16 protein-coding genes are annotated in these 22,555 nt (G+C 68.5%); 13 read left to right on the forward strand and 3 right to left on the reverse strand.

Annotation, left to right across the window (positions count from 1 at the left end; translation table 11 throughout):
• Positions 1-10: 10 nt before the first annotated feature.
• The 5 genes from RIA68_10320 to RIA68_10340 all read left to right on the forward strand — a co-directional run bounded on the left by RIA68_10320 (position 11) and on the right by RIA68_10340 (position 6,371).
• On the forward strand, positions 11-1,939 hold the full coding sequence (locus tag RIA68_10320) for a CRTAC1 family protein (protein MEQ8317839.1): 1,929 nt from the start codon (positions 11-13) through the stop codon (positions 1,937-1,939).
• Positions 1,940-1,992: 53 nt separating this feature from the next.
• Positions 1,993-2,784 (forward strand): hypothetical protein, encoded by a 792-nt coding sequence (locus RIA68_10325; GenBank protein ID MEQ8317840.1) that lies wholly within the window; start codon positions 1,993-1,995, stop codon positions 2,782-2,784.
• Positions 2,785-2,940: 156 nt separating this feature from the next.
• Positions 2,941-3,111: a PLDc N-terminal domain-containing protein gene (locus RIA68_10330; protein ID MEQ8317841.1), complete on the forward strand. Its 171-nt coding sequence runs from the start codon at positions 2,941-2,943 to the stop codon at positions 3,109-3,111.
• Between the two features lie 4 nt (positions 3,112-3,115).
• Entirely contained in the window at positions 3,116-4,537 is a 1,422-nt protein-coding gene (locus tag RIA68_10335; protein ID MEQ8317842.1) for a mechanosensitive ion channel family protein, read from the forward strand.
• Positions 4,538-4,670: 133 nt separating this feature from the next.
• Positions 4,671-6,371 (forward strand): integrin alpha, encoded by a 1,701-nt coding sequence (locus RIA68_10340; GenBank protein ID MEQ8317843.1) that lies wholly within the window; start codon positions 4,671-4,673, stop codon positions 6,369-6,371.
• Between the two features lie 8 nt (positions 6,372-6,379).
• Here RIA68_10340 and RIA68_10345 read toward each other — a convergent pair whose 3' ends face one another.
• A complete protein-coding gene (locus tag RIA68_10345) occupies positions 6,380-8,602 on the reverse strand; it encodes a M60 family metallopeptidase (GenBank protein MEQ8317844.1) in 2,223 nt (740 codons plus the stop codon).
• 112 nt (positions 8,603-8,714) lie between these two features.
• On the opposite strand from RIA68_10345, the gene RIA68_10350 reads away from it, so the two are divergent.
• Positions 8,715-9,653 carry a GC-type dockerin domain-anchored protein gene (locus tag RIA68_10350; protein MEQ8317845.1) on the forward strand — a complete coding sequence of 313 codons (939 nt, stop codon included), beginning with the start codon at positions 8,715-8,717 and terminating at the stop codon, positions 9,651-9,653.
• A 177-nt stretch (positions 9,654-9,830) separates the two neighbouring features.
• A complete protein-coding gene (locus RIA68_10355) occupies positions 9,831-11,333 on the forward strand; it encodes an FG-GAP-like repeat-containing protein (GenBank protein ID MEQ8317846.1) in 1,503 nt (500 codons plus the stop codon).
• 4 nt (positions 11,334-11,337) lie between these two features.
• Here RIA68_10355 and RIA68_10360 read toward each other — a convergent pair whose 3' ends face one another.
• The gene (locus RIA68_10360; GenBank protein MEQ8317847.1) at positions 11,338-11,703 is read right to left on the reverse strand and encodes a hypothetical protein; all 366 of its coding nucleotides are present in this window, start codon (positions 11,701-11,703) and stop codon (positions 11,338-11,340) included.
• A gap of 59 nt (positions 11,704-11,762) precedes the next feature.
• Positions 11,763-13,490: a GC-type dockerin domain-anchored protein gene (locus RIA68_10365; protein ID MEQ8317848.1), complete on the reverse strand. Its 1,728-nt coding sequence runs from the start codon at positions 13,488-13,490 to the stop codon at positions 11,763-11,765.
• Between the two features lie 972 nt (positions 13,491-14,462).
• Here RIA68_10365 and RIA68_10370 point away from each other — a divergent pair.
• The 6 genes from RIA68_10370 (at position 14,463) to RIA68_10395 (ending at position 22,550) form a co-directional block, all read left to right on the forward strand.
• A complete protein-coding gene (locus RIA68_10370) occupies positions 14,463-15,221 on the forward strand; it encodes a GC-type dockerin domain-anchored protein (GenBank protein ID MEQ8317849.1) in 759 nt (252 codons plus the stop codon).
• Positions 15,222-15,269: 48 nt separating this feature from the next.
• Positions 15,270-17,117: a proline--tRNA ligase gene (locus RIA68_10375; GenBank protein MEQ8317850.1), complete on the forward strand. Its 1,848-nt coding sequence runs from the start codon at positions 15,270-15,272 to the stop codon at positions 17,115-17,117.
• A complete protein-coding gene (locus RIA68_10380; protein ID MEQ8317851.1) occupies positions 17,114-17,848 on the forward strand; it encodes an ABC transporter ATP-binding protein in 735 nt (244 codons plus the stop codon). The genes RIA68_10375 and RIA68_10380 overlap by 4 nt, the downstream gene beginning before the upstream one ends.
• Positions 17,849-18,033: 185 nt before the next feature.
• Positions 18,034-18,897: an alpha/beta hydrolase gene (locus RIA68_10385; GenBank protein ID MEQ8317852.1), complete on the forward strand. Its 864-nt coding sequence runs from the start codon at positions 18,034-18,036 to the stop codon at positions 18,895-18,897.
• A 9-nt stretch (positions 18,898-18,906) separates the two neighbouring features.
• Positions 18,907-20,553 carry a GH3 auxin-responsive promoter family protein gene (locus tag RIA68_10390; GenBank protein MEQ8317853.1) on the forward strand — a complete coding sequence of 549 codons (1,647 nt, stop codon included), beginning with the start codon at positions 18,907-18,909 and terminating at the stop codon, positions 20,551-20,553.
• A 104-nt stretch (positions 20,554-20,657) separates the two neighbouring features.
• Positions 20,658-22,550 carry a glycosyltransferase family 9 protein gene (locus RIA68_10395; protein MEQ8317854.1) on the forward strand — a complete coding sequence of 631 codons (1,893 nt, stop codon included), beginning with the start codon at positions 20,658-20,660 and terminating at the stop codon, positions 22,548-22,550.
• The last annotated feature ends 5 nt before the right edge of the window (positions 22,551-22,555 follow it).

Here is a 22,555-nt window from a genome sequence, read left to right on the forward strand (position 1 = left end):
GGGCTTCGAGATGCGTGCAATCCAGTGGTGTACGGCGGCGGTCGCGTCGGGCGTTCTTGCATCCGGCGTCAGCGGACAGGTTGCCTTCGAGGACGTGGCGAGCAGCGTCGGGCTTGCGGACTACCGGGCATCGATGGGCAACTCGCGCGGCCCGGGCGGCGTGTTTGCCGACCTCGACGGCGATGGGTGGGCAGACCTGTACCTCGTGCGGGCGCCGTCGCTCGATCCGGACGGCACCAACCAGCTCTTCCTGAACGTCGCGGGGCCGGGCGGGCGGACGTTCGTCGAGATCCCCGGTGCGGCGGGCGCGGCCGACGGTGGCGAGGCGGTCGGCGCGATCGCGGCCGACTACGACAACGACGGCGACGCCGACCTGTACGTCGTGAACTACGACCAGCCCAACACGCTCTACAAGAACATGCTCGCCGAGACCGGGACGATCGGCTTCGTGGACGTGACGGCCCAGACCGACCCGACGCCGGGCGTGGCCGACGACCAGCACGGCGTGGGCATGGCCTACGAGGGCGGCGTGCCACTGGACAACGGGCTGACGGCAGCCTGGGGTGACCCGGATCGCGACGGCGACCTCGACCTGTACGTGGGTAACCACAACGGGTACTTCGGGAAGACCGGCCCGTTCGAGGGGCCGCACGACGTGCCGGGGCGACGCGACGTCTTCTACTTCAACAACGGCGACGGCACGTTTACTGAGGCGACGATGGCGTGCGGCGTGCCGGGATGGGAAGCCGCCGATGGCACGTTCGAGACGGACAACCAGCGGTACAGCTCGACGAATGCGGTGATGTTCGTCGACGCGGACAACGACGGCTGGCCCGACCTGTTCGTGACCAACAAGGTCGGCGGGCCCGACGACCGCGACATGCTCTACCTGAACCGAGGCGCCGACGGCGACGGGACGTGGCTGGGCTTCCGGACGGCGACGTACGACCTGCCCGGCACGTTCGGTGCGGCCTCGACGTTCGCGATGGGCATCGACGCGGCCGACTTGGAGAACGACGGCGACCTGGACTTCTACATCACCGACATGTCCGACCAGCGGGACCCGACGTCTCCGGGTATGAACGACCTGTGGCTGTCACGTTTGGCTGACACGGGCGAGCTGGGCTACGCCTTGGCGGCCGATGCGGCGCCCTGGTGGGATGCGCCGGCCAAGCTCGGATGGGGCGCGCAGTTCCAGGACCTCGACAACGATGGGCTGCAGGACCTGCACACGACGACGAGCTTCCCGTTTCGCGACTACCTGTACATGAACACGGGCGATGGCTTCGAGGAGCGGGCCGTCGAGCTGGGCATCGATCGCGATCGGCGCGAGGCCCGGGGCAACATGACGGCCGACTTCGATCGCGATGGCTGGGTTGACGTCTTCGTCGTCAACATTGATCGCCTGCCGTCGGCGTTGTTCCACAATCGCTTCGCGACGACGACTGGAAGCGCCCACGGATTCCTGAACGTCATGCTCGTGGGCGATCATGCGTCGGCCGGTCCGCTGCGCTCGACGCGAGACGCGATCGGCGCCCGCGTGCGGGTGTCGGCCGATCTCGACGGCGATGGGCTCGTCGACGCGCGCGAGCACCAGATCAAGGAGGTCGTCAGCGGCAGCAGCAACGCGGCGAGCACGAGCAGCCTGGAACTCGAGTTCGGGCTTGGCCTGGCGGCGTCGGCGATGGTCCAGGTGCGCTGGCCGAGCGGCGTGACGACGATGCACGAGTTCGCTCGGGATCGGTTCGTGGTGATCCGTGAGAACGAGGCGTGCCGGGCCGACCTGACGGGCGACGGGGCCCTGACGATCTTCGACTTCCTGGCGTTCCAGAACCTCTTCGCGGCAGGAGATCCGGCCGCGGACTTCGACGGCGACGGCCTCTTGACCATCTTCGATTTCCTGGCGTTCCAGAATCTGTTCCAGGACGGCTGCGCATAGAACCGAGGGTTGCCGCACTCACGAGGGGATCGACACGTCAAGGGAGCGATGCCATGCGCAGTGGGATTCTGGGAGTCGGAGCGTGCCTGATTGGTCTGGTGCTGGGCGGGTGCGGCGTGGCCGCCCCGTTGAAGAGCCACACGATCTCGAAGACCACGGTGGAGGACTCGGTCCAGGGCCGGCCCGCGCTGGAGCGGCCGATCGGCCTGCCGGGGCACGAGGTCGTGCTCGTGCCCTTCGTGATGGAGGACGACAAGGGTTGGTTCCAGTCGGAAGATCCGTACCAGCGGCGCGGGACGTATCGCGCGCGGAGCGTCCAGCACGGCGACCGTTGGCTGGAGAACGCGTCGTACGACTCGGCGGGCGGCGCGAGGTACGCAGCCAGCCGAGTACGGTGGCACAACGCCTTCGGCCGCGATCTCTCGAGCAACGAGCGGTGGATGCTGCTGGACCGACGGGGCGTGATCAGTTCGGTGGCATTCCTGACGCGGCCGCGTTCCAGCAATCGGGCCGTGTGGGCGGTGATGTACCTGGCAACGACCGAGGACACAAACGACGACGGCCTGCTCGACAGCCTTGATGCGCGGCGTGCGTGGATGGCCGACGGCGATGCGCGGAACCCGCGGGTGGTGACGCCCGAGGGCATGCGCGTCGTGCACGCCTGGATCGACTGGGACCGCGAGTACGTGTACTTTCAGCTGCTCGGTGATACGGACGGCGACGGCAGGTTCAGCGATGCCGACGAATCGGCCCCATGGCTGCTGAAGATGGGTGACCGTGGCGTTGCGCAGCCGCTGATCGACGACGCGACGATGCAGCAGGCCCGCGACCTGCTCGAGCACTGAGGATCCGCCTCGCAACACCTATGAACGCGGTTTCATCCGCCGGGTTCGGCTGCCTTCACGAAGCTTGGCTAGGTTCATGCGTGTCGTAGATGTACTGCGGCAGCCTCGGGCATCGGTCGCGCGACGCAGAGCGGCCGTCAAGAAGGAGCACCGGACATGGAATACGGCATCATCGGTCTGATCATCCTCATCCTGGACATCATCGCGATCATTAGCATTCTGGGCGCCAGCAAGAGCGTCGGATGGAAGGTTCTGTGGACGCTGATCGTGTTGCTCCTGCCCCTCATCGGCATGATTCTCTACTTTGTCATCGGCAAGAACACCTGAACCCATGCCCCGTCTCCACGCCCTGATCTTGCGGTCGGTTGTCCTGCTCGTCCTGCTCGGCGCATGCACGCCTGTGCTCGGCTGGCAGGACGGCCAGCCGGAGCCACCGCCGGACGTTGATTCCGACACGGTGTCGGCCAGCGAGCAAGCGGTAGGCGTCGAGAGCCAGGTCGACGACGGCCGCATCGCCGAGCGACTCGCCGAGGTACTACGCGCGACGGAGCGGTTCGCAAGCGTTGACGTCGAGGTACGCGAGGGCGTCGCGTTCCTGCGGGGATCGACCGAGATTGAGGAATCTCGTGCGCTCGCCGGCGACCTGGCGCGTCGGACCGAGGGCGTGGTCGCCGTTGTCAACAACATCACGATCGAGCAAGGACCAATCTGGACGCTGGAGCCGGCCAAGGAGGAATTGGTGGCGCTCTGGCGGCAGGGCGTCGCCTCCGTACCGCTCGTGGGCGTCGGGCTCGTGGTCCTGGTGCTCGCATTCGTGGCCGCATCGCTCGTCCGCCGGGTGCTCGACCCGCTCATTGGCCGCTGGACGGACAGCGCTCTGCTCGAGGCCGTGCTTCGGAAGGTCGTGTACGCGGTCGTCCTGATCATCGGCATCTACATCGCGCTCCGCGTGAGCGGCATGACGCGGATTGCGCTCACGGTGGTCAGCGGCACGGGCATCATCGGCCTGATCCTGGGCTTTGCCTTCCGCGACATCGCCGAGAACTTCCTGGCCAGTCTGCTGCTGAGCGTGCAGCGGCCGTTCCGGCTGGGCGACGTCATCGAAGTCGACGGCAAGCTGGGCGTGGTTCGGAAGGTCACCAACCGCGGCACGCTGCTGATCGACTTCGACGGCAATCACATCCAGATCTCGAACGCCACCGTCTACAAGAGCACGATCAAGAACTTCAGCGCCAACCCGAAGCAGCGGCTGACGTTCACCGTCGGCATCGGCTACGACGACGACGTCTCGCACGCGCAAGAGGTCCTGTGGAAGATGCTCGACGAGCACGACGCGATCCTGGACGACCCCGAGCCGCTGGTGCTCGTCGAGGAACTGGGCGCCTCGACGGTCAACCTGCGTGCGTACTACTGGATCGATGGCTCCAAGCACAGCATGCTGAAGGTCGGCAGCTCGGCCATGCGCCTCGCGAAGGTGGTGCTGACGCGCGAGGGCATCTCCATGCCCGACGAATCGCGCGAGGTCATCTTCCCCCAGGGCGTGCCGGTGCACATGGTCGAAGCCGAGCCGCAATCGACCGCGGAAGCGCCACCGCCGCCGCCTCCGGCACACGACGAGGGCTCCGAAACGGCGACGGAGGCCGAGGGGGGTCTGGCCGCCGAAGCGGACGACCTCGAGAAGCAGGCGAACGAATCTCGCGACCCCGAGGAAGGCTCCAACGTCATTGGCGAGGCGCGGCGCGAGGATCGGTGAGCTGGTTATCGGTCGATTGCGCCGCGCGACGGCCCTCGGGGCGGGGCGTTTGCGGGCGGGGTGGCGGCATCCGCCGTTAGACTAAACCCACGCGCGGATTCCACGATCGCGCTGCCTGGGGGTACACAACATGATGACTCGATCACCCGCAATGGTGCTGGCGCTCGCCGGCTTGTCGTGCGCATCCGTCGCGCTGGCGATGGATCCCGTGCGCGTTGTTGACCTTGCAGATCTTGCCGCCGGTAGCGGCATCAAGATCCTGGGCATGTCGCCCGGAGACTTCGCAGGCATCTCGATCGCAAACGCCGGCGACGTCAACGGCGATGGTGTCGCCGACATCGTCATCGGCGCGAACGGCGCCGACGTGGACGCCGCGGTCAATGCTGGCACGGCGTTCGTCATCTATGGCAAGACGGGCCCGAGTTCGCCGACGATCGACCTGCGAAACATCGACGGCACCAACGGCTTTGCCATCCGCGGCGTGACCACCGACGCGTACGTCGGGACGGCGGTCGCCGGCGCGGGCGACGTGAACGGCGATGGGATCGACGACGTGGTCGTTGGCGCTACCGGCGCGAACTATGGAGCAGGGGCGTTCGCGGGTGCCGGGTACGTCGTCTTCGGAAGTGACGCTGGGCTGCCGCCGGTCATCGACGTCGTTTCGCTCGACGGCTCGAACGGATTCCGGTTCGAAGGCGCCACCGGCGCCTCGTACACGGGCAGGTCGGTCTGCGGCGGCAACGACGTCAACGGTGATGGCCGCGACGACGTCTGCATCGGCTCTCCGCTGGCGAACGAGGCCTACGTGATCTTCGGGCGCGACGCGAGCGATCCCTTCCCGCCGGCCATCCGCCGATCCGACCTCGATGGTGTCCTCGGCTTCATCGCACGGGGCGATTCTCGATCGAGGACCGGCATCTCGGTGGCCATGAGCGACGACTTCGACGGCGATTCGATCGACGACCTCATCATCGGGGCGGACCTTGCCGCACCGGGCGGCAAGACGAGTGCTGGCGCTGCCTACATCGTCAGCGGCAGGGCGACCTTTGGGCGCCAGATCACGCTGAACCCCGCGTTCGTCGGCGTCACCCGGCTCGAGGGTCGGCTCGCTCTGGACAGCCTCGGCGGCGGCGTCGCTTCGGCCGGCGATGCCAACGGCGATGGCCTTGCAGACCTCTTGGTGTCTGCCCTGAACCCCGGCGAGACGTACCTGCTCTTCGGCGCCGACGACTGGCCGGACGAGTTCACGCCCGACTTCATCGACGAAACGAGGGGCGGCATCTTTCGGGGCAATGGCAGGGACGATCGCATCGTCGCGGTCTCGGGCGCCGGCGACCTCAACGGCGACGACCGGGACGACTTCGTCATCGGTGCGAGCTTCGCCGACGGGGGCGCCGTGCGCTCGGGCGTGAGCTACTGCGTGTTCGGCAAGGACCGGTACACGGGGATCATCGACATCCGCGAGCTTGAGCCCGAGGACGGATTCGCGTGCTTCGGCGAGGGGTTCGACGACCTGTCGGGATTCGCGTGCGGCGGCGGAGGCGACTTCAACGACGACGGCGACGCCGACGTGCTCATCGGCTCGCTGAACAACGATCCGCTGGGCCGGGGCGATGCGGGCGCGGGCTACATCGTGTTTGGCGGCGAGTTCGATCCACCCGATCCGTGCCGAGCCGACCTCGACGGCGACGGGCTCCTGACGATCTTCGACTTCCTCGAGTTCGGGAACCTGTTCGACGCGGGCGACCTGCGGGCCGACTTCGACGGCGACCTGCTGCTGACGTTCTTCGACTTTCTCGTGTACCAGAACGAGTTCGCGGACGGGTGTCCATAAGACGGTCGTTACGGCGCCTCGAAGCCATTGGGCATCCAGGGTTCGAGATCGGCCAGATCACCGGCCGGCATCTCGCTCAGCGGCACGCCCCAGGCCCTGAAGTAGGGCTCGAGGTTGCGCCCGACGGCCCGGCTCATCTGGACGACGAACCGGTCTCGCTTCTCGTCGTCGGTCTTGGGGAGTTGCGCGGTCGGGAGTGATTCGTACGACCGGAACGCGCGGTCGAACGCCTCGAAGCCGAATTCGTGCCAGAGGAGCGCGTAGGTCTGCAAGGCCAGGAAGGGGTCGCTCTTCCAGCGATGGAAGGGCGCGCCCTTCGCGGCGTGCGCGTGCATCGCGCTCAGGGCACGCTCGGGGTTGCTGCGCATGGCTTCGGCGTCGAGCGGATAGCCGTTGATCTTGTGAAGCGCGAGCACCGTGAAGATGTTGACCGTCACCTCGCCCGTGCCGGTGAAGGTCCACAGCGGGTCCTGGTGGGCGTGGCCCATCTCGTGGTAGTGCCCCCACAGCTGGTTCTCGCCCTCGGCGTCGAAGTTTGCCACGTCGACCATGGCTCGGGCCTCGTTCAGCGGGATGACGATCGGTGCGTTGCTCGGGCAGTACATGTAGCCCCAGCTCAGCCGCTTCTCGGCGACGTAGCGGTACTGCCGGTCGGGCCAATGCCTGGGCGAGCGCGGCTCGAGCGCCTGCATCGCGGCGTGCACGCGGTCCCAGTGCTGCATCACCAGATCGGGGTGCTCGAGGTCTCGGATCGCCGACGCGGGGAGCGAGAACGCCAGCTCATCGGACTCGAGCTCGGCCCAGGGCGCGGCCAAGTGACGGAGCCGTGCCTGCCACTCGGCGAGGTCGGTGTGGCCGAGCCGGTACCTGGGCATCTCGACGGCGCCGGCGATCTCGAACGTGACGCTCGCGGGCGTGTCGCCGAGATCGAGGTAGATCGGACCGCCCACCGGCGATGCGAGCGTGGCGGCACCACCGACGACGGGCGATCGGAACGTTGCCGTCGGCATGCGCACCCGGTCGTCGAAGTCCTGCGGATCGAGCCAGCAGCCGATCTGGAGCGAAACGTTCGTCGCATCACCCTCGATGATCCTAAGCGAGATCGGCTCGCCGGCCGGTGCAAACAGGCCGATCGTACGCCAGCCGGGGATGCCGTCGTCGAGCGTGATGCGGCGAGTGATGCGCGGCGCAACGTTGGGCACGATGCCGGGGAAGGCGACGTGGCTGGGGTGGGCGTCGACCTTGCCCGTGGGCGCGGCCGCTTCTGCACGGCGGGCTTCGAGGTCGAGCAGCGCGCACGCGAGCGGTTCGTCCGCGAGCTTGAGCGGCTTCGTGGCCATCGAGGCGTACGCGGCTCGCAACGCCTCGGCGTGACGCTGCTCCAACGCGTCGGCGGCCGCGATCAGCGGTCCTTCGAGCGGCGCGGTGGCCAACGCCTGACGCGCGACGCGGGCGGCGCGGACCACGTCGCCCTCGGCCTCGCCCGCGAGGATCGCTAGTGCCACGCTCGCGTTCGCTTCGTCGTTGGCATTCGCATCGAGCGTGTACAGGCCATCGCGGCCGGGCGAGAGGGCGCGTTCGGTGTAGAGGATGCCGTGCTCGGCCAGCAGCGTGTTGGCCGCCAGGTCGTGGGTGCCGGTAGCGTGGCCGAGTTGGATCTGGCCCCAGGCCGTTTCGGCGCTGAGCAGGGCCCCGCCGCCTCGCAGCCATGCGCCAAGTTCGTCGAGGCGGCCGGCGCGGGCGAACGCCTGCGGCGACGCGACGATGAGGTCCACCGCGTCAAGTTCTAAAATACTGATCTCGCCGCCCACAGGCTCCATCGCCACGTGCATGAAGGCCGCCGCTTCGCGCAGGTCGTCGGGCACGCCCCATGCCTTCGCGGGACCCGCCCCGCCCACCAGCCATCGCAGTTGCTCGGCCAGGAACGCCCGCGTGTCGCCTCGGACGTCGCGCAGGAACCCGCCGTGGCCGATCGCGACCACCCGCCCCTCGCCCGCTCGGGCCGAAGCCGCCAGCACCGTGCCGTCGGCGAGCGTCGCGATCGCTTCGGCCTGGCCGTAGACCACCAGCGACGCGGGGTTGCCACCAGTGGCAAGGGTGCGAGTGCGTTGTTGGTCGCGGGCCGACGGATCGGGTGCGACCTGCTCCGCCAACGCCGGCCAGGCAATGACACAGATGACAAGCAGGGCAAGGTATAGGGACTGGAGGAACGCACGGCGGGTCGCGGGCATCCCAGAGCGTATCCGGTCACGAGGGAGTGGCCCGTTCGGCGAGAATCCAAGCAGAATGGCGTTCTGGATCCGGCGGACATCGGGTAGGCTGTGATGGATCGGAGGACGAGCCATGACCAGACCGAACCGTTACTACATCATCACGCTTGCCATCGCGGGCGCTTCAACGCTCGCCAGCGCCCAGGACGACCTGCGTGTGCTGACGTGGGACGACGCCCGCGCCCGCGCGTGCGGCGACCAGACGTTCTCCCTGCTGGGCGACACGGTGCACACGGACCTTCGCGATGCGCTGCTCAACCCCGCCGCGTTCGGGCCGGGCGGCGTCGTCGGTCGATCGATCGTGCTGACCGGCACGCCCGAGCTGACCGAGGCCGCGCTGCGCGAGGCCGACGTGGTGATCATGCCGCGGTTCGACTCGCTCAACGCGTGCGAGCAGCGCCTGCTGCGGCTGTTCCTCGACCAGGGCGGCGGCGTGCTGATCTTCGAGAACGGCAGCCCCGACACGATGGCCGAGGTGGTCCCCACCGGCGGCGCTACGAGTTGTGGCTCGAACGCGTTCGCCTTCACCGGGGCGCACCCCGTGGTCGATGGCCCGTTCGGCGCGCTCTCGGGGCCATGGCAGCGCGTGTTCAACTGCGCGATGGACGACCTGGGCGCCGGCGCGACGCCGCTGGCGACGATCGGCACCGGCGCGGCGACGGCCGCCGCCTTCGAACGCGGCGAGGGACGGGCCGTTCTCGTCGGCGATGAGGAATGGGCGATGTCGATCGATCCGTGCCCGGCCGCGCCGGCGTGGAACGCCAACGGCCGCGTCTTCGCGCTCAACGCCGTGGCGTGGGTCGCGCCGGACGAGGGCTTCGCGTTCGACCCACCGCCGTTCGTCTGCCAGGCCGACCTCGACGGCAACTGCCTGCTTGAGCTCTTCGACTTCCTGGCCTTCCAGAACCTGTTCGACGCCGGCGACCCGGCCGCCGACTTCGACGGCGACGGCTCGCTGACGATCTTCGACTTCCTGGCGTTCCAGAACGCGTTCGATATGGGGTGCCCGTAACGAGCCAGCCGGGCTCGAAGATTCAGCGCACGATGGCAGGGCACGCCGGCGACGGGCGTGGGCGGTCGTTTTCAGAATACCCAAGTCGCCCATCGCTCCATCGCGCCCGAAACCCACCGAGATTCCCTTGTGCTCCGGATGGGATCTCGTTATGCTGGGGTCCTAAAGGAGAATCCGATGTTCCGACTCCGCCCCGCCGTGGCCGCTCTGGCCGTTCTGCCCGCCCTCGTTCCCGCCGCCACCGCTTTCGGGCAGGGGTGCGACCCATCGGACCTGTTCGAGACCCGCGTGAACTACGACGCGGGCGACCGGGCCAGGTCGGTCGTCATGGGGGACCTCGACGGCGACGGCGATCCCGATCTGGCCGTCGCGAACTTGGGGAGCAACGACTTCAGCGTGCTGCTCAACAGCGGCCACGGCACCTTCGCGCCCGAAGTGCGCTACGCCCACAGCGGCAACAATGGCTTCGCCGTGACCATGGGCGACCTGGACGGCGACGGCGACGCCGACCTGATGACGGCAAACTCCACGAGCGACAACGTCAGCGTGCTGCTCAACAACGGCGACGGCACCTTCGCGCGGGGCGTGCTGTACGACGCGGGCGACGAGCCGCGATCGGTCGCCATAGGCGACCTGGACGGCGACGGCGACGTCGATCTGGCGGTGGCGAACTACAGGGGCAACAGCGCCAGCGTGCTGCTCAACAACGGCGACGGCACCTTCGTGCCTCGTGTGGACTACGGCGCGGGCAACGGGGCCTGGTCGATGGCGGTGGGCGACCTGGACGGCGACGGCGACGGCGACCTGATCACGGCCAATGACATCGGCGACAGCGTGAGCGTGCTGCTCAACAACGGCGACGGCACCTTCGCGCCCAGCGTGCCGTACGACGTGGGCAACGGCCCGCGATCGATCGCCGTGGGCGATCTGGACGGCGACGGCGCGGCCGACCTGGTGACGGCGAACTTCGTGGGCGACAACGCCAGCGTGCTGCTCAACAACGGGGACGGGACCTTCGGGGCCCGCGTGGAATACGACACGCCCAACGGGCCCGAAGGGGTGGCGATCGGTGATCTCAACAGCGACGGCGTGCCCGACCTGGCCACGGTTAACGGCCAGGCCAGCTCGGCCAATCGGGTGAGCGTGCTGATCGGCAACGGGGACGGCACCTTTGCGCCGCGCACGAACTATCTCGTCGGCGCAGCGCCAGCCTCGGTGGCCATGGGCGACCTGAACGGCGACGGCGCCCTCGATTTGGCCACGGCGAACAGTAACGGCGACAGCGTGAGCGTGCTGCTCAACCGGTGCGTCGCGCCGATCATCACGACGCAGCCCGCCTCGCTCTTGCTGCCCGCCGGCGGGGGCGTGGCCGAGTTCGGCGTCGTCGCCGGCGGCACGAGTGGATTCCTCTACCAGTGGCGGCGCGACGGCGTGGACCTGGTCGATGGCGGCGGCGTCTCGGGCTCGATGACGCCCACGCTGACGATCGACGCCACCATCGAGGACGTGGCCGCGTACGACGTGATGGTCACCAACGTGGCCGGCGACACGGTGAGCCAGCCGGGCGTCCTGGCCGTGCGGCCCAACCCCTGCCCTGCCGACTTCGACGGCGACGGCAGCCTGACGCTGTTCGACTTCCTGGCGTTCCAGAACGCGTTCGACGCGGGGTGCGGCGGCTGAGGCCCTACGGCAGCCCCGAGCCCGCGTCGCCCTCGGGCTCGGGCTCGGGCTGGGGGACGGTCCCGCCGCACTCGGGGCAGGTCGCCTCGCCGGTGGGCGCCGCTCGCGGCAGGCCGTGGGTGTCATAGCCGCAGTGCGGGCAGGGCGCTCGGGCGGTCTCGGGCCTGGCGATGGCCCACACGAAGCCGGCGACCGCGCCGAACGAGGCGCCCATGGCCGGCCCGAGCACCAGCCAGCCGGCCATCGCGGCCCAACCGGGACCGGTCACCGAGCCGGCGACCACGCCCAGCCCCACCCCCGCCGCGCCGCCGATTGATCCGCCCCAGGCCATGCCCTTGATCAGGCGGGCTCCGGTGCGGGTGTCGTCCATGGGGGAGGGTATGGGGAAGGGGGAGGCGATCCGCCGCAACGCGTGTCAGGCTCTCCCAATCACGGACACCCGGCGTCGAAGTCGTTCAAGAACGCCGCAAGGTCCTCTTGCGAGAAGAATCCGTCGCTGTTCCAGTCCCCGAGCGCCTGGCGGGCCTGGTACTGGTTGAGGAATTCGAGCACGTCGAACGCGTCTAGTCGCCCGTCCCCGTTGGCGTCCGGCGGGCAGAATCCGCCGCTCAGGTGCACGAAGGCCTCGCCAGCGCCGAGGTTGGCTTCTTCTGCGGTAATGCCGATGTCGTCGTTGCCGTCGACGTCGATGTCGCCCAGCCCGCCCACGCGAGCGCCGAAGTAGTCCGAGCCCCCCCGACGCGGGCTGGTGATCGTCACTCCGCTCTCGCCGTCGAGCGTGGCGACGTCGAAGACTCCCCCGGGACCAAGAGGCCCACCGCCGGATCGACCGAACACGACGTGGGCTCGACCAAATTCCTCGATGATCGATGGGGCGCCGATGATGATGTCGGACCGGCCATCCGCGTTCACGTCGCCCGCCGCCGCCACGGACCAGCCCAATCCCTTGCGTACCAGTTCATCGCTCGAATCGAGGAAGACGCCGCCCTCGTCCTCGCCGATCGCGTCCGTACGGTACTCGGCCTCGAACCAGGGTGCGCCGAACAGCACGAACACGCGGCCGTCGAACCGGTCGCCCGCGCTGGGCGCACCGAACGCGACGTCGTCTCGGCCGTCGCCGTTGAGGTCCCCCACGCCCGCAACGCCATACCCGAGCCCGAACGATCGATCCGGTCCGGGCCGCAGCGTGAAGCCGTTGGTGCCGTCGAGGCCGGCGACGTCAACAACGGCCCCCAGTGCCGGCCCGCCGAACACGACGTGGGCCTTGCCGGGAGCGAGGATCTCGAACGGACGCGAGCCGACGTCACCCGATGCGCCCAGCACGACGTCGGCGAACCCATCGCCATTGACGTCGCCGGCGCCATCGACGGCGACGCCAAGGAGGTCGTCGCCCGACTCGGGGAGGATCAGGAAGCCGTCGGCGCCGTCGAACAGGCGGGGATCGATCCGGGCGGGCAGGCCATCGGCCGAGCCGTACAGCACGTACGCCTGGCACGCCGAGTGGCCAGACTCGTCTCGCATTCGTGCGAACGAGAACACCGCGTCGTCGACGCCGTCGCCGTTGACGTCTCCCGCCAGCGCGCCGTTCGACCACGGACTGAAGGTCAGGCGCGGCCACAAGTTGGGGGTGAGTTCGAGAATGATGCCATCCCGAGGTCCGAACTCCGAAAAGTTCACAATCTTGGGGTACTGGCCGTTTGGCCGGCCGTACAGCACGTATCCGAGCCGAGATCCGTCGGCACTGACGAACAGGTCGTCGACACCGTCGGCGTTCAGGTCGCCGATCGTGCGCGCAAACCGGATCGACGTCCTCGAGATGGTCCTGTCGTTCACGATCGCGAAGCCGTCGAAGTCTTGCGTCGGCACGGTCGTCAGGTCCGGGAAGCCGCCGCCGGGCCGGCCAAAGAACACGTAGGCCGCCTGCGATCCGGCGAAGCCCTCGAAGGCCGTCACGACGAAGTCGGCCGCGCCGTCGTTGTTGAGGTCGCCCGCTGAATCGATCGTCCGGCCGAAGCGCTCGGGCTCGCGTCCCTCGTGCTCGATCTCGAACCCATAGATGCCGCGAAGGCCATCGGCGGAGATCGGCTCGGGTCCGTAGCGGTCTTGGCCCGGCGCCAAGGCGGCGGCCGTGAGCAAGGCGGTCGCCGCAGCTGCCAACGCTCTTGTTCCCACGATCGGGCGATGCCCCTTGACGCTACGACGGATTCCCATCCCGTCCATGCTGCTCCCCTTCCTCGTGCACCCACTGGCGGCGCGTTCTCATGCGCCGCCGGAGGTCGTACCAGGATGGCCGTGCGGTGGTTGCCGATCGATGCGGGCGCGCGGAAACGCCCCCGATCCGCGCCGGATCGAGGCGCGGGCGGGGGCGTGACGGGCGGGCGTCCGACGTGTTCGGCGGCGCGCGGCCTACGCCGCTTGACCGCTGCTCTGCCCACCGGTCTGCACCTGCTGCTGGTTCCCCGGCTTGCCCATGAACACGACCATGGGCGGCGTCCACGCGCTGGAGCGCGGCGCCCGGCCATTGCTGCCTGCTTGCTGTCCGGAAGTGTGAGGAACGTTCTTCAGTGGTCCAAGATCACCCAAAGATCCCCAATCCATCCAAGAACGCTCCCAATCGCCCCCAGAGCCTCCCAGCGGGGTTACAAGGTCCGATACGTCCGCACGAGATTCGTTTCCTTCATGAAGGAAATCGTTTTGGTCCGGAGCGGAACGGTTTTCTTCGGGAAGGCAGCGGCTCCGGTTAGGAACGCAATCGCTGCCGTGGGCAAGGACGTCGCCGCGGCGCGGAAGCCGACGGCTGCGGCGGGGACCGGAGCGGCTTTGGTGCGGAACGAGATGACCCCGATGGGCAGCGCGGCGGCCGGCGTGCCCTCCATCGCCGCCGCGACCCCCAGGCCCCGGCACCGCGATCCCGAGCGCCCACGCCAAGACCCCGGGCCGGGGAATCATGATCCCGGGCGCGGGGATCGCGATGCCGGGGCAAGGTGGTGTGGTGCCCGGAGGGGGGATCGTGGTGCGGGGTGGGGGTGGCGCGATCGGTGGCTATGCACTCGCCGATTGGCCGCAGGCGACTTGTGCTTGCGTGTTGGACTCGGTTCTGGTATGCTCTACTTTCAAAGGAGAGATTCCATGCCGTCGATCACCGTCAAGCTGGCCGGCGCGGTTGCTTCTGTTTTGGCCGTCTCACCGCTGGCGTACGCCCAAAATCTCATTCCGGGAGGCGACTTTAGCGCCGGGCTGGCGGCGTTTGAAACCGATTACCAGATCGTGTCCCAACTCGACGTCGATGAAGGCACGCTCAACGTGTTTGACACGGGCGACGTGTACCGAACGTTCCCGGCCGTGGAGGTGGTGGGACCGGACCACACGACGGGCGACGGGGCACAGTTGGTCGTGAACGGATCGCCAGATGCCGGCACGTCGGTGCTTCGTTTCCGTGCAAACGTGCCGCGGGCCGGGCGATACACCGTCTCGATCTACTACACCAACACCAGCTTTGGCAGTCGTGGCAACGATGCCGAACTGGGCATCCTCGTCGATGGATCGCAGATCGGTGAGACGGTGCGAACCAGACCGGCGGGCATCTGGGACGCGTGGTTGAAGTTAGAACGAGAGATCACGCTGGCGGCAGCGGGCCCCGTCGTGGTCGAGGTGTTCGAGGCATCAGGGCAACGCTCGGGCAACGACTTTGCGCTCGACGATTTCTCGCTCGTCGAGACGTGTCGCGCAGATTTGGACGCCGATGGCGTTCTCACACTGTTCGACTTCTTGGCGTTCGGAGTCTTGTACGACGTTGGCTCTCCCTTGGCCGACTTCGACGGCGACGGTAGCCTCACCATCTTCGACTTCCTCGCCTTCCAGAATGCCTTCGACCTCGGATGCCCATGAGCACCGGGCCGGGGTAGGCACGGGGCATCGCTCCTACCCTGCCCTCCCATGACCCCCACCGCCCAGACCGCCTCCCAATCCCCCTCCCAACCCGGCAAAGCCGGAGCCCTCCTTGCCGCCCGCCAGGGCGATATCCACCTGTGGAGCCAGACCCTCATCCCCACCACCCGCGAGGCCCCCGCCGACGCGACGACGCCCAGCCACGTCTTCCTGGTGCGGGCGGGGTTCATCCGGCAGCTCGCCGCGGGGGTGTACGACTACCTGCCGCTGGCCTGGCGGAGCCTCCGCAAGATCCAGGAGATCGTGCGCCAGGAGCACGAGCGGATCGGGGCGATGGAGATGCTCTTCCCCGCGTTCGAGCCGATGAGCCTCTTAAAGGAAACCGGCCGCGACGAGGCGTACGGCGACGACCTGTTTACCTTGGAGGACCGGCACGGGCGGGCCCTCGCGCTCGCCCCGACCCACGAAGAGCCCATCGTCGAGATGATGAAGGGCGCGGTGACCAGCTACAAGCAGCTGCCGCTGAGCCTGTACCAGATCCAGACCAAGTTCCGCGACGAGCCGCGGCCGCGCTCGGGGCTGCTGCGCTGCCGCGAGTTCATCATGAAGGACGCGTACTCGTTCCACCTCAATCAGCAGGGCGAGGGCGGGCTGGACGTGACCTACGACCACTTCTACGACGCGTACACGCGGATCTTCACGCGGTGCGGCCTGACGTTCACCGCCGTCGAGGCCGAGAGCGGGCCCATCGGCGGCTCGGCCAGCCACGAGTTCATGGTGCACGCCGAGAGCGGCGAGGACAAGGTGCTCGTGTGCCCGGTGAGCGGGTACGCGGCGAACGTGGAGAAGGCGGAGATCGGGGAGCGGGCTTGGAGCTTCGAGGGTGCTGCTTCGCAGGAACTCAAGAAGCACCACACGCCGGAGATGCCGGGGATCGAGCTCGTCGCCGGGCACCTGGGGACGACCGCGGCGGGCATGCTCAAGACCATCGTCTTCGAGCGCGTCTTGAAAGACCCGGACAAGACGAAGTACGTCCTGGCCGTGGTACGCGGCGACCACGACGTGAACGAGGGCAAGGTACGCGACGCGGTGGGCTCGGGCGTGAAGCTGGCCGACGAGGCGAAGGCGAAGGCGGATGGGCTGGCGATCGGCTACTTGAGCCCGAGCGCGTTCGCCAGGCTGACCGGAGCGACGATCGTCGTCGACCCCGACGCGGCGCAGGGCTCGACCGCCTGGGCGACCGGCGCCGATGAGATGGACCACCACGTCACCGGCTGGCACTGGGGCCGCGACCTCGGGTACGAGACCGAGAAGCTCAAGGTCGCCGATATCCGCAACGCCGAAGAAGGCGACCCGTCGCCGCGGGCCGAGGGCGCGAGGCTCGAGACCCAGCGCGGCATCGAAGTCGGCCACATCTTCAAGCTGGGCACGAAGTACTCCGATGCGATGGACTTCAAGGTGCTCGCCGAGGACCAGAAGCCGCGGTCGGTCACCATGGGCTGCTACGGGATCGGCGTCAGCCGGACGATGGCCGCGTGCGTCGAGATGAGCCACGACGACAACGGCATCGTCTGGCCGGCGGCCGTCGCGCCGTACCACGTGCAGATCATCCTGATGAAGCCCGAGGACGAGAAGCAGCAATCCGTCGCCAGCGACCTGGCCCAGCAACTGGCCGCGAAGGGCGCCGACGTGCTGATCGACGACCGCAAGGAGCGCCCGGGCCCGAAGTTCAAGGACGCCGACCTGATCGGCATCCCTGTTCGCCTCACGCTGGGCGACAAGGCCCTGGACGCCGGCGGCGTGGAGTTCAAGCTCCGCAAGGACGCGGGCAAGGGCGAGGTCGTGCCGATGGCCGAGGTCGTTGAGCGTTGCGTGAGCGCGCTGGAGAGCGCATGAGCGTGCTGCTCAACGCGAAGGACGTCCACAAGACCTACAGGCTGGGCCGCGTGCCGGTGCCGGTGCTGCGTGGGGCGTCGATCACCCTCAAGGAAGGCGAGTGGGTCGCGATCCTCGGCGCCTCGGGCAGCGGCAAGAGCACGCTGCTGCACCTGATCGGCGGATTGGACAAGCCCCAGGACGGCACGATCACCTTCCAGGGACGCGACATCTCCCGCCTCGGGCCGGGCGGGCTCAACCGCTACCGCTCGCGCGACGTGGGCATCGTCTTCCAGTTCTACCACCTGCTGCCCGAGCTCGACGTGATGGGCAACGTGCTGCTGGGCGCGATGACGCAGGGCGTGCTGGGCCGCAAGGTCCCCGCCGAGCGGCGGTCGCGTGCGAAGGAGCTGCTCACGGCCTTCGGCCTGGGCGAGCGCTTGCGCCACAAGCCCGCCCAGCTCAGCGGCGGCGAGCGCCAGCGGGTGGCCATCGCCCGGGCCCTGATCGCCGACCCCCCGCTGCTGCTGGCCGACGAGCCCACCGGCAACCTCGACCAGCACACCGGCGAGGGCATCCTCGACGCCCTCGAGAAGGTCGTTCGGCCGGATGACGACTCGATTGATGGGGGGGCCCCGAAGCGCGCCATGCTCATGGTCACCCACGACCAGCACGTGGCCGAGCGGGCCGACCGGATCGTGCACATGGTCGATGGGCAGATCGTCGAGGCCGAGGCGGTCGCAAAGGCCTAGGGACAGCCCGTATTCCACGGGTGGGATCTCTGGTTGGTCCCCACTAGGTTCTGGCCCGCGCCGGGCGGCGATGGCGCGTAGTATGCTCGCGATTGGGCTCGCCCTGGGGGGGCAAGGGGCCGTTCGGTCGCCGGACGCCGTTGCACCCTCGTTGCCGCGGGCCACAGGGCAGGGAACCCAGCACGTTGACACCCACGGGCGCCACCGGACAGCACGCTTCGGCCGACTCGGCCCATACGGCCTCCTCGCCGGCGAGCGGGCGACCGATCACGCTGCGCGGTCTGAGCGGCACGGTGCCGGCGACGGTCGAGGAGGTCGGTGCCGGCGCGGCGGTCGTGTTCCTGCACGGGCTGGTGGGCCTGAACGAGCACTGGGAAGAGGTCGTCCGCCTGGCCGAGCCGAGCGTGCGGTGCGTGCTGCTGCAGGTGCCGCTGCTCGACCTGCGCGGCGACGACTGCTCGATCGACGGCGTCACGGCCCTGACGATCGACTTCCTGCAGAAGCACTTCGACCACCCGGTCGTGCTCGTGGGCAACAGCTTCGGCGGTCACGTTGCATTGCGCGTTGCGCTGCAGCGGCCCGACCTGGTGCGCGGCCTGGTGCTCGCCGGCAGCAGCGGGCTCATCGAGAAGTCGATGGTCAGCGACGTCCAGCTCCGTCCCAGCCGCGGCTGGCTGCAACGCAAGATCGGTGAGCTGTTCTACGACCCCAGCACGCACATGCGCGACAGCGACATCGAGCGCGCCTACCAGCAACTGAGCGAGCGCGGCGGAGCGCGGGCGATGGTCCGGCTCAGCCGCAGCGCCCGGCGGAACCACCTGGGCTCGCGCATGAGCGGCATCGGCGCGCCCACGCTCTTGATCTGGGGCAAGCAGGACATCGTGACGCCGCCCGAGGCCGCCGAGCAGTTCGCCTCGATGCTCGGTCGCTCGCGGCTGGTCTGGTTCGACCGCTGCGGCCACGTGCCCATGATGGAACACCCCGAGCCGTTCGCCCAGGAGCTCGTCGAGTTCGTCGAGTCGCTCGGCCCCGAGAAGCCGGACGCGTAGGCCCCGCCCGTGGCACGCACCGCGATCACGGACCAGCCCGGCGGCCTGCGATGGACCTCGCTCATCGGCGCGGGGCTGCACGCACGCGTGGCCGGCCGGGCGAAGAAGCTCCGCAGGTACGACTACTGGAACGCCAACACGGCGTACGTGCAGCGGGCCCAGCTGCGATCGCTCCTGGAGCAAGCAAAGGACACGGCGTTCGGATGCGAATACGGCTTCGCCAGTGTGCTCAAGGCCAGCGACGCGGACATCGCCGGCGAGTATCGCAAGGCCGTGCCCGCGCGCGATTACGTGGCGTTCCTGCCGTACGTCCAGCGGATGGTCGAGGGCGCCGAGCCCGACGTCCTCTGGCCGGGCCTGGTCAAGCAGTTCTGCCAGACCAGCGGGACGACGGCGGGCGACAAGCGGATCCCCATCAGCGACGCGATGATGAAGAGCAACTTCAAGGCGTCGCTGGACATCTTCTCCCACGCCATCAATTGGGGCGTGTCGATCCCCATGCTCTTCGGCGGACGGGCGCTGTTCCTGGGAGGCTCGAGCGCGCTCGAACGCCAGGACAACGGCATGCTCATCGGCGACCTGTCGGGCATCGCGACCCAGCAGATCCGCTGGCCGCTCAGCGAGATCTACTCGCCGGGCAAGGACATCGCCCTCATGGACCACTGGCCGAGCAAGCTCGACGCCATGGCCGAACTGACTTCGACCCAAGACATCCGCATGATCAGCGGCATGCCGAGCTGGACCGTGGCGCTCATGGAGAAGGTGCTTGCCAAGACCGGCAAGCAGCGCATCGACCAGGTCTGGCCCAACCTCACGCTCTTCACGCACGGCGGCGTGCGGTACGACCCCTTCGAGCCCACCGTGCGCCGCTTGTTTACCGGCGGCGAGCGCGACATCCCGGTCCGCCTGGAGCTCTACCCCGCCAGCGAGGGCTTCATCGCCGTCCAGGACGAATTCGGCGAGCCCGGCATGCGCCTCAACGCCGACCACGGCAACTTCTACGAATTCGTGCGGCTCGAGGACATCGGCGAGGACGATGCCGAGGCCGTGTGCGCCGACGAGGCCGAGCCCGGCCAGCGGTACGTGGTGGTTATGAGCACGTGCGCCGGGCTGTGGCGCTACGTCATCGGCGACGTCGTGGTCTTCGACAGCGTGCCCAACCGCATGGGCTGGGGCGGCGGGACCGGGCCCGCCCGGCTGCGGATCGTCGGCCGCCACAAGCTGTTCATCAACGCCTTCGGCGAGAACCTGATCGTCGAGAACATCGAGACGGCGGTCGCCCACGCCGCCCGCGAGACGGGCATCGAGGTCGGCGAGTTCACCGCGTCGCCGGTCTACCCGGGCAACGGCGTGCGGTCGGGGCTGCAGCTGGCCGTCGAGGTCGTCCGCCGGGGCGATCTGGGGCAGTTTGCCGAGGCCTTCGATGCCAAGCTCCAGGGCGAGGTGGTCGACTATCGCGTGAAGCGGACCGACGGGCTGGGCATGGCGCCGCCCATCGTGACGCCGCTCGAGCCGGGCGCGATCCACCGGTGGATGGAGTCTCGCGGCAAGCTCGGCGGGCAGCACAAGGTCCCGCGGTGCGCCAACCACCGAGAGTTCATGGACGCCCTGGCCGGGCCCGTCGAGGCGAGCCCGGCGGCCGCAAACCGCCCATAAGCCGGCCTCTTGATGAGAAGCCGCCGGCGCGGCGCACTATCCTTTGATTGCCCGAACGAGGCCCGCGAGAGCCCGCGGCGAACCTGCCCGTACAAAGCCCCCTGATGCGAATCCTTATCTCCAACCCGGACACCATCGGCGACGTCGTCCTGCGCGAACCGCTGTTCCGGGCGCTGGCGGAGGCGGGGCACGAGCTCGCCCTGGTCGTCAGCCCGCTGGTACAGCCCATGGCCCGGGCCGTGGCACCGACCGCCCGCCTCATCGAGCTGCCCATCAACGTCTACGACGGCAAGCTCGACGCCGACGACGAACGCCTCGACGACGTCGTCGAGGCCGCGGAGGCGTTCGACCCCGAGGTACTCGTCGGCGCCCCCTTCACCTGGACCATCCTGGAGGAGCGGCTCTGCGAGGCGTTCCCCAAGGCCCGACGCATCGGCCAGGCTGGCGGCAAGTTCCTCGATTCCGAGTTCAGCCTCGACGGGGCAACGCCGGTGCTGTTCGACGAGGTCGTCCGGGTCAACGAGGACCTGCACGAACTTCGCAAGAGCGAGGCCCTGGCGCGAGCGGTGCTTAACGCCGGCGTGTACCTGGACGAGCCGCGGCTGGTGCTCAACGACGAGTTGCAACGGTCGGCCGATGCCGTTCTCGCGCGCCTGGAACTCAAGCGTGGCTCGTTCCTTGCTGCGTGCGTAGGCCACCAGGAATACACGGCCGTCCGCAACTGGCGACCCGAGCGATGGGCCGAGGCACTGGCCCACTGGATGGTGGAGTACGACCGGCCCGTGCTGTTGCTGGGGGCCCAGGGAGAGTCCGAGGTTGCTCGAACGATCGGCGATGCGCTGGAAGCTAAGGGCCTCGAGCCCAGGCACTGGTTCGGCGGGCCCGAGGGCGACACGCTGCTGCTGGCGGCGCTGCTCGACGCTTCACGCGCGTACGTGGGCAAGGACACAGGGCCGATGCACATGGCTGCAGCGCTGGGCAAGCCCGTGCTGGCGGTCTTCGGCGGGGGAACCTGGCCGCGTTTCCGCCCGCTTGTGAAGCCGAGCGTGTCGATCACGCTTGCGGTGCCCTGCTCGCCGTGCGACTGGCGGTGCGAACAGCGCCGCTCGCACTGCGTCAAGGACGTACCCGTCAGCGCCGTCACCGCGCAGATCGATCGATTCGAAAACGGAGAGGTCGAGGGTGCCGACGTGGTGCAGATCGAGCCGAGCCGGGCGATGCTGGTGGGCATGGCCGGCGACGCTGCCCGTGCAGCGAAGCACTACCGCGCCGAGCTCTCGATCGCTCGCCGGTCACTCAAGAAGAAGAACGAGGAAACTCGGGAGAAGGCAATGAGCGACAACGCGGTCATGCAGCGGCTCGATAAGCTCGAGCAGGTGCTGCGGAATTCGAGGTCCGACGAGGCCGAACGCCGGGCCAGCGAGGTGACGCAGAAGCTCACGCAGAACACCCAGGCGCTCGAGCAGGCAAGGCGAGAGCTGGCCAGCGCCGTCGAGCGCGCCGATACGGCCAACCAGGCGACATCGAGCCTCAAGGCCGAGATCGAGCAACTGAGGACGCAACTGGAACAGAGCCGGCAGCGGCTGCATGAGTCCGAGTCGAGAGCGGCCGAAGCCGAGAAGACGCGCGACAAGGCCGCGATGCAGCGCGATGCCGCGGAGCGCGAGGCCGCAGAACTTCGCGCCAAGTACGCCGGCGTCGACCTGCCGAAGCTGCGGGCCGACCTGTCGAAGGCGCGGCGCCTGGTCGGCGCTCTGCAGGGCGAGAACAACGACTTGAAGCTCCGTGCCGACCAACGGCTCGAAGAACGCCGCGCGATGGAGAAGCTGGCCGACCAGCGACTGGTGGCCGTGCAGAACCTCGAGAACAAGCTAGGCGAACTGCTCGCCAGCCGATGGCGGCAGATGGGCCAGCGCCTGCACGTGGCGATGGTGCTGCCGTGGGAAGAGGCCGAGCGACGTCGGCTTCTGGGGACGGGCACGAACGGGCAGCACTAGGGCGG

The organism is Phycisphaerales bacterium, from assembly GCA_040217175.1.
Taxonomy (GTDB): domain Bacteria; phylum Planctomycetota; class Phycisphaerae; order Phycisphaerales; family UBA1924; genus JAHCJI01.